This is a genomic window from Thalassospira australica (genome assembly GCF_000763295.1).
Taxonomy (GTDB): domain Bacteria; phylum Pseudomonadota; class Alphaproteobacteria; order Rhodospirillales; family Thalassospiraceae; genus Thalassospira; species Thalassospira australica.
Genome location: NZ_JRJE01000032.1, coordinates 648,052 through 660,667, shown reverse-complemented (window position 1 = coordinate 660,667; position 12,616 = coordinate 648,052). Strand labels below are relative to the sequence as shown.

Annotated in this window: 12 protein-coding genes; 2 read left to right on the top strand and 10 right to left on the bottom strand. The window is 54.6% G+C overall.

Annotated elements, in window-relative coordinates:
- Positions 1-37: 37 nt before the first annotated feature.
- The 3 genes from JF44_RS0119190 to JF44_RS0119180 are packed head-to-tail and all read right to left on the bottom strand — an operon-like array spanning position 38 to position 1,682.
- The gene (locus tag JF44_RS0119190) at positions 38-328 is read right to left on the bottom strand and encodes a 4a-hydroxytetrahydrobiopterin dehydratase (protein ID WP_033070727.1); all 291 of its coding nucleotides are present in this window, start codon (positions 326-328) and stop codon (positions 38-40) included.
- 53 nt (positions 329-381) lie between these two features.
- Positions 382-1,020, bottom strand: a complete 639-nt coding sequence (locus tag JF44_RS0119185; protein ID WP_156111724.1) for a uracil-DNA glycosylase family protein — start codon at positions 1,018-1,020, stop codon at positions 382-384.
- 2 nt (positions 1,021-1,022) lie between these two features.
- On the bottom strand, positions 1,023-1,682 hold the full coding sequence (locus JF44_RS0119180; protein ID WP_033070490.1) for a glutathione S-transferase family protein: 660 nt from the start codon (positions 1,680-1,682) through the stop codon (positions 1,023-1,025).
- Between the two features lie 264 nt (positions 1,683-1,946).
- On the opposite strand from JF44_RS0119180, the gene JF44_RS0119175 reads away from it, so the two are divergent.
- Positions 1,947-3,347, top strand: coding sequence for a leucyl aminopeptidase family protein (locus JF44_RS0119175; RefSeq protein ID WP_052066053.1), 1,401 nt, complete (start codon positions 1,947-1,949; stop codon positions 3,345-3,347).
- Between the two features lie 101 nt (positions 3,348-3,448).
- Positions 3,449-3,796: a MarR family transcriptional regulator gene (locus tag JF44_RS0119170; protein ID WP_033070489.1), complete on the top strand. Its 348-nt coding sequence runs from the start codon at positions 3,449-3,451 to the stop codon at positions 3,794-3,796.
- 309 nt (positions 3,797-4,105) lie between these two features.
- Here JF44_RS0119170 and JF44_RS0119160 read toward each other — a convergent pair whose 3' ends face one another.
- From JF44_RS0119160 to JF44_RS0119130, 7 genes are all read right to left on the bottom strand, one after another.
- Complete coding sequence (locus JF44_RS0119160) at positions 4,106-4,777, bottom strand: LysE family translocator (RefSeq protein WP_033070487.1); 672 nt, start codon at positions 4,775-4,777, stop codon at positions 4,106-4,108.
- 151 nt (positions 4,778-4,928) lie between these two features.
- Positions 4,929-5,612 (bottom strand): hypothetical protein, encoded by a 684-nt coding sequence (locus JF44_RS0119155; protein WP_033070486.1) that lies wholly within the window; start codon positions 5,610-5,612, stop codon positions 4,929-4,931.
- A gap of 86 nt (positions 5,613-5,698) precedes the next feature.
- Positions 5,699-7,333, bottom strand: a complete 1,635-nt coding sequence (locus tag JF44_RS0119150) for an ABC transporter ATP-binding protein (RefSeq protein ID WP_033070485.1) — start codon at positions 7,331-7,333, stop codon at positions 5,699-5,701.
- 11 nt (positions 7,334-7,344) lie between these two features.
- On the bottom strand, positions 7,345-8,376 hold the full coding sequence (locus JF44_RS0119145; protein ID WP_033070484.1) for an ABC transporter permease: 1,032 nt from the start codon (positions 8,374-8,376) through the stop codon (positions 7,345-7,347).
- Between the two features lie 2 nt (positions 8,377-8,378).
- A complete protein-coding gene (locus tag JF44_RS0119140; RefSeq protein WP_033070483.1) occupies positions 8,379-9,503 on the bottom strand; it encodes a microcin C ABC transporter permease YejB in 1,125 nt (374 codons plus the stop codon).
- 3 nt (positions 9,504-9,506) lie between these two features.
- Positions 9,507-11,459, bottom strand: a complete 1,953-nt coding sequence (locus tag JF44_RS0119135) for an extracellular solute-binding protein (RefSeq protein WP_238318510.1) — start codon at positions 11,457-11,459, stop codon at positions 9,507-9,509.
- Between the two features lie 156 nt (positions 11,460-11,615).
- Positions 11,616-12,566, bottom strand: a complete 951-nt coding sequence (locus tag JF44_RS0119130) for a LysR substrate-binding domain-containing protein (protein WP_033070482.1) — start codon at positions 12,564-12,566, stop codon at positions 11,616-11,618.
- Positions 12,567-12,616 lie beyond the last annotated feature (50 nt).

Genomic DNA, 12,616 nt, shown 5'->3' with positions numbered 1-12,616 from the left:
GTAACCGGCTGTCGTCATTTGCGCGATCTTGGCCTGTTTATTTGTCGACCACGGTTTCGCAGAACGTGGCAAGGTCGATATCCTTTTGCGTGACTCCACCGGCATCATGGGTGGTCAGTGTCACGCCGACCTTGTTGTAAACATTGAACCATTCGGGATGGTGATCCATTTTTTCGGCCATCATCGCCACACGGGTCATAAAGCCGAATGCGGAATTGAAATCACCAAACATATAGACGCGGCCAATCGACAGGCCGTCTTCGGCAAGTTCCCAGTTGGGAAGGTCTTTAAGGGCGGTTTGGATTGCAGATTTTTCGAGTTTGCTCATGCTTTTTGCCTCCTTGTTTTCGGTCGGGGCGAAGAAGCATTGGAACATAAAAATCACCCGCCTAAAAGAGCGGCCACTTTCATGCGCAAGACTGGCAGAAGATCGCTTTCAAACCATGGATTCTTTTTCATCCATGCGGTATTGCGCCAGCTTGGATGGGGCATGGGCAGGATGTTTTCAGGCAGAAATTCGCCAAATCGCTGCACGGTTTCGGTCATGGTTCTCGACCGGCGCGTGCCAAGATAATATCCTTGGGCGTATTGCCCGATCAAAAGTGTTAAGCCGATATCAGGCAGGTGTTCGCGCAGGGCATCATGCCATTCGGGTGCACATTCGGGGCGGGGCGGCAAATCCCCGCCGCGCTCAAACCGGCCGGGATAACAAAAGCCCATCGGCATGATGGCAAGTTTCCCCGGATCATAAAAATCATCGACCGGCATATCGAGCCAATCGCGCAAGCGATCCCCCGAAGCATCATTCCACGGCAAACCGGTTTCATGCACCCGCGTGCCGGGGGCCTGCCCGATGATCAGGATGCGGGCCCGTTTTGCCATGCGCACCACCGGACGCGGACCAAGTGGGAGGCTTTCGGCGCAAATGCGGCAGGCGCGGACGTTTTCGAGCAAACGGTCAAGCGCCGCATCGCCGCCCATTGGATCAATTTCGGGTAATTTTCCGCTCAGTCCAGCCACGACTAGTCCAATTCGACATTATCCATCACCCATTCCTCGGCCCCGGCGGCATCGTACCAGTCCTTCATTTCCGGCAGGGCCAGAATGGTTTCCATATAGGCATTGCCGATGGGATCAAGGGTAACATCGTAGGTTTTGAAACGCGAAACAACCGGTGCAAACATTGCGTCTGCAATAGAGAAGTGACCAAACAGGAAGTCCCCGCCCTGCCCGAACTGGGTGCGGCACATTTTGAAAATTTCGGTGATGCGGGCGATGTCCTTTTCCACATCCGGCGCACGGCCCCGACCGGGCAGGCTTTTGCGGCAATTCATCGGCATGTGGGACCGCAACGGGCCAAACCCGCCATGCATTTCAAGTGACACCGACCGCGCCACGGCACGCACATCCATATCAAGCGGCCAGAGCATGGTATCGGGCCTGCTATCAGCGATATATTCAAGAATGCCAAGCGCCTCCCAGATGGTTTTTTGCCCGTCAAAGTAGGCCGGCACCTTGGCAGTTGGTGAAAAGACCGGGGCCTTGGCATGCCATTCTTCGCTTAAGAGCGGGACAAGCTTTTCGTCAAAGGCGATGCCTGCGACTTTGAGGCCAAGCCAGGCGCGCAGCGACCAGGATGAGTAGTTTTTATTGCCGATATAGAGAACGGGAAGCTTTTCCATGGCGGATCGGGACCTTTGTGCTTTGGCAAGGGGGTCACTATCAGCTTTTCGCCGCCCATGTTCAAGCGGATCGAAAAGCGTTGATTACGCCAGTCATCGTCGGGTTTTGTTTCGTCAATTGCCCTTGCGCGATGGCAACCGTAAGATCAGGTAACATATTCTGGATGTTCTGCTTTGGCAGCCTGCACCGTCAGGGGAAAATCAGGCTGTCAGCGATCCAGGCCCAGATTACCAAGCCCAGACCACCAACAAGGAAGTTCGAAATTGTTCGATCACATCATCACCCGCGACCACACCACCAACCCGATCACCATCACCCCGATTGCCGAAAGCGACTTTGGAAGCTGGCTTTCACATCAGTCCGCCACTACCAAGGCATGGATTGAAGCCAACGGGTATGAGGCCAAGCGCGGCACGCATTTGGCCTTGCCCGGGTCGGACGGGGCGGTTGGATCGGTTCTGATCGGATATGTTGATGATGCCAAGGCGATCTGGGATTTCGCCGGATTGCCCGCCAATCTGGCGGAGGGCACCTATGGCCTTTCTGACAGCATCAGCGACAATGGGGCACTTTATGAAAAGGCCGCCCTTGGGCTTTATCTTGGCGGCTACCGGTTTGATCGGTATCGCAAGGATGACGGCAAAAAAGCCAAACGCGCCAAAATTGCCCTGCATGACAATGACGCCGCTGCGCGGGCCGAAAACATTGCGCGTGGGATTGGACTTGCGCGCGATTTGATCAATGTGCCGGCCAATGACATGGGGCCTGCCGAGCTTGAAGGTGCGGCCAAAAGCCTTGGGGCGGAATTTGGCGCCAACGTCCGTGCGATTGTCGGATCAGATTTGCTCAAACAGAACTATCCGGCCATTCACACGGTTGGTCATGGCAGCGAACGTGACCCGCGCCTGATTGACCTTAAATGGGGCGATGAAAACGCGCCCAAAATCACCCTTGTTGGCAAGGGGGTCTGTTTTGATACCGGGGGGTATGACCTGAAACCGTCAAGCAACATGATCCTGATGAAAAAGGACATGGGGGGATCGGCACAGGTTTTGGGTCTTGCGCGCATGATCATGGCGGCCGGTTTGCCCGTCCGGTTGCGGGTTCTGATCCCGGCGGTTGAAAACATGGTTTCGGGCCGTGCCTATCGCCCGAGTGATATTTTGCAAACACGTAAAGGGATTACGGTCGAGGTTGGCAATACCGATGCCGAAGGACGCATTGTTCTGGCCGATGCCCTGACCGAGGCCGCATCGGAAGACCCCGAGATGCTGCTTGATTTCGCCACCCTGACGGGTGCTGCCCGTGTGGCCCTTGGTCTTGGCCTGCCCGCCCTGTTTTCCAATGATGATGATCTGGCAAACGGATTGATGGAAACGGGCCTTAAGGAAAATGATCCGCTGTGGCGTTTGCCGCTGTGGGAGGATTACCGCAGCCAGCTTGATAGCAAGGCAGCAGACATGAACAACATTTCCGGCAGCCCGTTTGGCGGGGCGATCATTGCCGCGCTGTTCCTTGATCGTTTTGCCGACGGGGCGAAAAGCTGGGCGCATATTGATTTGATGGCCTGGAACCCCTCCGACCGCCCCGGTCGCCCGACTGGGGGCGAAGCCCAGGGCATCCGTGCGGCATTCAAGCTGATCGCGGATCGTTACGGAAAGTAAACTAAAGCGGAAATTACATTTTTCCCAATTACACCTTTGACATCAGTGCAGGGGTCAGGTAGAGATTACGTATCCGTAACAAATAAATTGTGGGCACAAGCATGTCGATCGACATCAAGCCGTCTCAGGCGCTCGACCTTTGGCGTATCGCGATTGTTGAAAGTGTGCGTCGGGACTCTCCCGACCTGTCAGCCCGACAAATGGCCTTGTTGCTCAGCGTTTACCTGACCCCTGCCCCGCATACCGTGCGCGGCCTTTCTGACGCGCTAAACATTTCCAAACCGGCCATTACCCGTGCCCTGGATCGTTTAAGTTCACTTGGCATGGTCAAACGCAAGGTCGACGAAGAAGACCGCCGTTCGGTTCTGGTACAGCGTACCGTCAAGGGATCGGTCTTCCTGCGTGAGTTTGGCGATATCATCGTCGCTGCCGGCATTGAAACCGAATAATCCGGCCTGAAAACACTGTGACCTGCTGCCGATCACAGGCCCAGACAAGGCCCTAAACGCACCAAATTTTTCCCGCATCCCGGGAATTGGGTGATTTAGGACAGCAAATCTTCCCCTTTTTAAATGCGCCCCTGCTTATATGGCGAAAATCCACTATATACAGACCAGTTGGTTTGTATTGCGGTCAAACAACCTGCTTTTAACGCCGGTTTATTTTCGTTTGTTTTCAAAAGATTATGATGATTCTTGGCCGCCACGGCCGTTCGCCAGACGCCAAGAATCAACAAGACAGGTGGCTTGGGTGCCTTGCTATTGACGCGGACCAGCAACGGATTCCGGCATCTCAATCAGCGCCAAAATCCCGGCTGCAATGATCAAAACCCCGCCTGACAGCCGGGCAATGACATTATTGCCACCGCGTTTGACCAGCCAGGGCATGACGCGCGCAGCGCCCATCGCGTAAATCATTACGAATGTGTAATCAAGAACAACGAAGGTTGCGCCAAGGATCAGTAACTGGGGTGCCAGCGGACTGGTTGGATCAACAAATTGCGGGAACAGGGCCCCAAAAAAGGCAATGGCCTTGGGATTTCCTGCTGCCACCAGAAACCCTTCGCGGAACAGACGAGTGCCTTTGGCAACTTCATAGCCCGCCGCAGATTTCGTTTCGATATCGTTCTTGTTGCTGATTTTACTGGGCTTGCGAAAGAATGACATCAAACCGATGCCCAGCAAAAAGGCCACCCCGCACCATTTCACAATCGCAAATGCCGTGATCGACGTTGCCAAGACAGCGCCCAATCCAAGGGCGGCAATCACCATCTGGAGCATATTGGCGGTGACATCGCCAAGGGCGGTCATCAATGTCGTGCGCGCGCCATAGCGCATCGCATGGGACATGCCAATCAGGATGCTTGGCCCCGGTGTCAGGACGAGCAGGAACACAAGAAACGTAAAACTAAGCCAGATTTCAAAAGACATTGGGGCAACTCCGGTGACGCTGCTCAGCAGATATCACATCCCCGTCCAGAAACAAGTGCACGTTTTGCAATGCTTATGCGCCAACGGTTGCAAATCAAGGCACAACCCCGGTTGTTACGTCAATGCCCCGCCCCGGCCATAGTCCGAAGCATCATTTGGCATCGCCAGGCCAGAAATCATAGAACATGCGCACCTGCACCGAGCGGAGCGTATCAGGCGGTGAAACGCCCTGCCCGGTGCGCAAAAGTTTCTTCTGAAGGGCCGCGAAATAACGGTTGGTGACCGGCGCAAACGGGCTGAAGGGAGGTTCCTTGACAATTTCTTCGCCGTTTTCAGCGGCAACTTCCGCTGCTTCGGCTTCGGCAGCAAGTTCTTCTTCAGTCTTTGGCGGCGGCGGGGGCAAAAGATCGGGTGCGGTATATTTAAAGCCGCGCTTGCCCGGTTCGCGTTTTTCAAAACGCTGCTGGGTGTCGTGATACATCAGGCGTTGCAAATCCACGAGAAAGGCATTGATGACCTTGGGCAATTTCTGTTCGATCACCGGGACGGCCTGTCTGCTGGTGGCTTCCAGCCAGATCGTAAAGACGACCTGGCGAATGGTGCCTGATTTGGGCAGGACCACCGAAAGCGACACCGGGTCGGGCACGATCACTGTATCGGGGATTTGCGGAACGGCGGGCGCATCAGATTTTTCGGCTTCGGACGTATCAGATGATGGTTCACTGGCGTGCGCCGTCGGTGCGCTGATCGCAGCAAACCCCATTGCCAGCACCATGACAAGTGCTGCAGCCCAAAGCCGATGCCCGGTTCGATTGTTGATCATACGTGACAACATATCCACCTTTACTTCCTGCCTTTTCGGTCGTGTTATTTTTATGTCTTCAAAGATGTTCTAGCGGGCCTGAGGGCAAAATTCTGCGTTTAGTTCCTGACAAAATCTGTCCCGGCAGCCTTAAGATCAAGGGCTGCTGCCAGCAACGCCTTGGTGTAGGGCTGCTGAGGGTTGTCAAACACATCTGCCGCCGCCCCGCTTTCAACCAGTTTCCCGCCCTTCATCACCATCACACGATGGGATAATGCCCGTACAACGCGCAAATCGTGGCTGATGAACAAGTATGCCATCTTGTGACGCGCCTGCAAATCACGCAGTAAATCAACGATTTGTGCCTGCACAGACATATCAAGAGCCGATGTTGGTTCATCTAATACGATGAAACGCGGCTTTAGGACCAATGCGCGGGCAATTGAAATGCGCTGACGCTGTCCGCCGGAAAATTCATGCGGATAGCGGTCCATGGCATTTTGCGGCAGATCGACTTCAGAAAGCGCCTCGGCAATGCGGGCTTCGCGTTCAGCCTTGGTCAGGGAGGGCTCGTGGATTTCAAGCCCTTCGCCGACAATCTGGGCGATGGACATGCGTGGGCTGAGTGATCCGAACGGATCCTGAAACACAACCTGCATATCGCGGCGCAGCTTGCGCAGGTCTGCCCCGGAAAACCCGCGAATATCCTGACCATCAAAGCTGATGTCGCCACTTGATTTCAACAGGCGCAGGATCGCCATGGCAAGGGTGGTTTTACCCGATCCGCTTTCCCCGACAATGCCAAGGGTCTCGCCTTGTTTCAGGGTCAGCGAAATCTGATCAACCGCATTCAGATAATGATCCGGACGCCCCAGAATACCTTTGCGGCCAATGGGGAATTGTACTTGAATGTTACTGGTTTCAAGCAATCCTGTTGCGTTTGCAGGTAGCTTGGGGGCCTCGCCACCTGGCACGGCTGAAAGCAGCTTTTTGGTGTAGGCATGTTTGGGATTGTCAAAAAGTTTGCGTCCGTCGCCCGCCTCGACAATCTCGCCATCCTTCATCACACAAACGGTTTGCGCCATTTTCTGCACGATCTGAAGATCATGGGTGATCAGCAACAACGCCATGCCAAGCTTGGCCTGCAAGTCCTTGAGCAATTCAAGGATTTGCGCCTGAATGGTGACATCAAGAGCCGTGGTCGGTTCATCGGCAATCAGCAGTTCCGGTTCGTTGGCAAGCGCCATGGCGATCATCACACGCTGTCGCTGCCCGCCGGAAAGTTCATGCGGAAGGGCCTTAAGGCGCGATTGCGGATCGGGAATGCCAACAAGTTCGAGCAATTCAAGAATGCGCGCACGCGCCTTGGCACCGCGCAAGCCTTTGTGGAGCAATAACACCTCGCCGACCTGCTTTTCGATATTGTGTAGCGGGTTCAGCGAGGTCATCGGTTCCTGAAAGATCATGGAAATCCGGTTGCCGCGGATCTTGCGCAGCGTGCGTTCCTTGGCGCCGACCATTTCCTGCCCGTCAAAAATGATCGATCCGGACGGATGGCTGGCACGCGGATAGGGCAGCAATTGCAGGATCGAAAGGGCCGTGACCGATTTACCCGATCCACTTTCACCTACAAGCGCCATGGTTTCACCACGCGCAAGGGTAAAGGAAACATGTTTGACCGCCGACACATCCCCAAAATTGACCGACAGGTCATTGATGGCAAGGAGCGGCTGATGGGCGGATTGCTCTGTCATTTTCCTACTCCTTAAAACGTCTTGCGCGGATCAAACGCATCGCGCACCGCCTCGCCAATAAAGATCAAAAGGCTGAGCATGACAGCAATGGCAAAGAAGGCCGTGATACCAAGCCAGGGGGCCTGAAGGTTGTTCTTGCCCTGGAACAGCAATTCACCAAGCGAGGGCGACCCCGGCGGCATGCCCAGCGACAGGAAGTCGAGGGATGTGAGTGCGACAATCGAACCGTTGAGCACAAACGGCAGGAAGGTGATGGTCGCAACCATCGCATTGGGCAGAACATGGCGATACATGATCCGGGTGTCGGTCATGCCAAGCGCACGGGCCGCCCGGACATATTCGAAATTGCGCGCACGCAGGAATTCGGCACGGACAAGACCGGTCAAACTCATCCAGCTAAACAGCACCAGAATGAACAACAATGTCCAGAAACCCGGTGCAAACAGGCTGGCGAGAATGATCAGGATAAAGAGTTGCGGCAGCCCCGACCAGATTTCAATCACGCGCTGGAAACCCAGATCAACCCAGCCGCCGAAATAGCCCTGCACCGCGCCAGCTGCAATGCCGATGACCGAGCTGACGGCGGTCAATGCCAGACCAAACAGGATCGAAATGCGGAACCCATATATCAGGCGCGCAAGCACATCACGGCCCAACTCATCGGTGCCCAGCCAATGGCGCGTTGAGGGCGGGGCCGGTTGCGGTTCGCGCATTTCAAAATCAATGGTGTCATAGGAAAACGGGATCAACGGCCAGATGGCAAAACCGTTCTCAGATATCTTGCCCTGAATATAGGGATCATAGAAGTCGGTCTCGATGTCGAAATCGCCGCCATATACCGTTTCGGGATGGCTTGATACGATCGGCACATACCAGTCATCGCCGTATTTAACGAAGATCGGTTTGTCATTGGCGACCAGTTCAGCGACAAGGCAGATGACAAACAGAATGGTAAAGATCACAAGCGACCAATAGCCACGCTTGTTGGCCTTGAAGTTTGACAGACGCCGACGGTTCAGCGGTGAGAGAACGTAACTTGCCATGATCAATTCCCCCGCGCTTCAAAGTCGATCCTGGGATCAACGAAATGATAACTCAGGTCACTGATCAAATTCATGATCAGGCCAAACAGCGTAAAGAAGTAAAGCGTTGCAAACATCACCGGATAATCACGCGTCATCACCGCGTTAAAGCCAAGCAATCCAAGCCCGTCGAGCGAGAAGATCACTTCGATCAGGACCGACCCGGTAAACAACATGCCCACCAACGCACTTGGGAAACCGGCAATGATCAAAAGCATGGCATTGCGAAACACATGCCCGTACAGCACACGTTTTTCCGTCAGCCCCTTGGCCCGTGCGGTGACGACATACTGCTTGTTGATTTCATCAAGAAACGAGTTCTTGGTCAGCATGGTCAGCGTTGCGAAACCCGAAATCGTCAGCGCAATGATTGGCAATGTCAGATGCCAGAAGTAATCGAGGATTTTTTCAAACCACGACAATTGTTCCCAGTTGGACGATGTCAGACCGCGCAACGGGAACCAGTCAAAATAGCTGCCCCCGGCAAAGACGACGATCAACATCACGGCAAACAAGAAGCCGGGAATGGCAAAGCCGACAATGATCGCAGCGGACGACCAGATATCGAAATTCGAGCCATCACGCACCGCCTTGGTGATGCCAAGCGGGATCGAGATGATGTAAATGATCAGGGTTGACCAGATCCCAAGCGAAATCGAGACCGGCATTTTATCCAGCACCAGATCGACCACATCGCGGTCCTGAAAATAGCTTTGGCCGAAATCAAAGGTCAGATAGTTCTTCATCATCATCCAGAACCGCTCGTGTGCGGGTTTATCAAAACCAAACTGCACTTCGAGCTGTTTGATGATTTCCGGATCAAGCCCCTGCGCACCGCGATAATCGGACGTCGAGGAAAAATTGTTGCCCGACGCCGACGATGCGGCAGAACCACCACCGCCACTGCCGCTTTCAGCCCCCTGGTTGGTGACACGTGCGGTCGCGGAAACATCGGTTCCCTGCAACTGGGCAATGATCTGTTCAACCGGCCCGCCCGGCGCGAACTGAATGATCGCAAAATTCAGCACCATGATGCCAAACAGGGTTACCGGGATCAGAAGCAAACGCCGAAGAATATAGTTCAGCATGGCCTAGTTCCCCCCCATCTGAAGTTTGGCAGCCTTTTCGGGATCAAACCACCAGCGCATGATCGACATTCCCCTGAGCGGGACATCTTCGGGTCGGCCAAAGATGTTCCACCACACCATGCGATCCCCGCCCAGATACCATTGCGGAATGACATAATCCCCCCACAGCAACACACGGTCGAGCGCGCGGGTCGCGGCGACCAGTTCGTCCCAACTGTCAGCGGATGCAACATGTTCGACCATGGCATCAACCACCGGGTCCTTGATCCCGGCAAAGTTGCGCGAGCCGGGCTGATCGGCGGCTTCCGAGCTCCAGAAAACGCGTTGTTCATTGCCCGGCGTCAGCGATTGCGTCCACCAGAAGGTCGTGGCTTCGAAATCAAAGGCCTGAATACGATTGACCCATTGTCCGGTGTCAATCAGGCGAATGTCCATTTCAACGCCAAGCTGCTTAAGGCGGGATTTGACGACCAGGGCGATCTTCTCAAGCCCCGGTTGGCGAATGATCAGTTCAAACCGGAAGGGTTGCCCGGTTTCCTTATTGACCAGAACCTTGTCACGTACTTCCCAGCCCGCTTCGTTCAGAAGCGTCATGGATTCGCGGAGCGCATCGCGGCGGCCATTGGGCGCATCGAAGTTTGGCAGGGTGTAGGGTTCGTTAAACAACCGTGCAGGCAACTGATCGCGATAAGGTTCAAGCAGGGCCAGTTCATCCCCGGTCGGCACCCCGGTTGCCGCCAGTTCCGAGTTCGCAAAGAAGCTGTCCGTGCGGCTATAGGCACCGTAAAACATTGCACGGTTCAGCCACTGAAAATCCAACCCGTATTGCAGGGCACGTCGCACGCGCCGATCAGAAAACAGCGGATTGCGCACATTCAAAACATAAGCCTGCATACCCGATGGCAGATTGTCGGGCATGAATTCCTTTTGGATATCACCGCGTTCTACCGCAGGCGTATCATAGGCCGTGTTCCAGTCACGCGATGAATGTTCCGAGCGGATCATATATTCCCCGGCAAGGAAGGCCTGGCGCTGCACTTCGGGGTCGAGGTAGGTGTCATACTGGATGGTGTCGAAATTGTTCTGCCCGCGATTGACCGGCAAGTCCGCTGCCCAGTAATCGGGATCACGTTCATAGGTAATGCGACGTCCCGCCTCGATGCTGGCGACTTTATAGGCCCCGCTGCCGACCGGAAGCTCAAAGGTGGTTTTGGAGAAATCCTTACCTTCCCAGAAAGCGCGCGGCATGATCGAAATGCCTGCGACCGTCATCGGTGTTTCGCGGTTGTTGCCCGGCTTGAAGGTGAATTTGACGGTCAATTCGTCAATGACTTCTGCCCCCTCGATTTGCGAGAAAATCTGGCGATAGACCGGGCTGCCCTTTTCAAGCAGTATTTCATAGGAAAACTTCACATCATCGGCGGTGATGTCGCTGCCGTCCTGAAACCTGGCACGCGGATCAATGTGAAAAATCGCAAAGGATCGGTCATTGGGGACTTCGATGGCATGTGCGATCAAGCCATACATCGCATAGGGTTCATCGGCACTTGCAACCATCAGGCTGTCATAGATCAGGCCGATGCCGGCCGCCGCCGATCCCTTCAGCGTAAAGGGATTGAGCGTATCGAACGCGACAATCGAAGACTGGATCAGTTTGCCGCCCTTGGGCGCATCGGGATTCACATAATCAAAATGATGAAAGTCCGGCCCGTATTTCAAATCACCATACAGCGAAATGCCGTGTGATTTTGTCGTCAGCGGTGCCAGATTTGCTTCTTCGACGGCAACCGTTGGCGCAGGGTTGATGTTTGGCGTGTTGCTGTTTTGCGCCAACGCCCCGTCGGCTGGCAACATGCCTGCAAACAGTGCAAACACACCGGCAAACAGCATTGATGTCACTGCCTTGCCCAACCGTTCCCTGACCGGCAAATTCATGCTGGCTGCATACGCAATCATGTGACTAATCGTCTTTCCCCTGATGGCACCGGCCTTTAACGATGGCCCGCTGCCTGTTGTCACGATGTTTTGGCGATGTTTTGGCCCTGATGGTGTCCTGAGCCTAGACACATTTTGGTAAAGATACTCTCTACTAAATGGTTCAATTTCAAGGCATCATCCTGTGAATGGGTTATCACCCTGGCCCGTTAAAGTGTCTTTTTGCGCCAGTTTACGCCGCGCGGTTTCAAGATTGATCTCGCTCATCAACCAATCACGGAAGGCGCGCACCTTGCGCCGTTCCAGGCGCCCGCGCGGATAGCACAGTGAATAGGCATAGGGACTGTCGACCGGTAAATCGAACGGCACAGTCAAGCGGTTGGTGACGACATATTCGCCAATCATCGCCGGATCGGAAATCACCACACCAAAGCCACTTGCCGCGGCCTCCATCGCCATATCAAGAGTGGCAAAGACCGGGCCGCGGTCCCCATTGACGCCCTGAATACCGGTACCCTCAAGCCAGATACGCCAGTCTTCACGTTGGGCGGAACAATGCAACAACGTCACATTGGCGAGGTCGTCGGGGGTTTCAAGTTGCTTGGCCAATGTGGGATGACAGACCGGCAACAGGCGTTCGCCGGTCAGAAATTCGTGGGCAAGCTGATCATCCTGCGTATCGGCAAACCGCACCGCGATATCGACTTCGTTAAAATCAATATCAGAAGAATCGTCATTATAGGTGCCAAGCTGCACCTGAAGGTGGGGATATTCCATCTGGAAACGACCGAGTCTGGGCACGATCCAGCGCATGGAAAAGGTCAGTGGTGCCACCACGGAAAGCTGCGTGTCATCGGCCCGGTCTTCGACCTTGGACACAGCATGTTCGATTTCATCAAAAGCAGGTGTTAGTGATTCCAGAAGGTTACGTCCCGCACGCGTCAACTTGAGGCTTCTGTGATGGCGCTCAAACAGCTTGCGTCCCAGAACCTCTTCCAGATGTTGCACCTGCCGACTGACCGCCCCCTGGGTCACGTTAAGCTCATGTGACGCTTTGGTGAAACTTTCGAGTCTTCCGGCTACTTCGAAGGCACGAAGCGCATTTAACGGCAATGGTCGGCGTTTCATGGCAATGGCTTTGCATGACTAAAACTCATGCAATGATGACAAAAGATGGT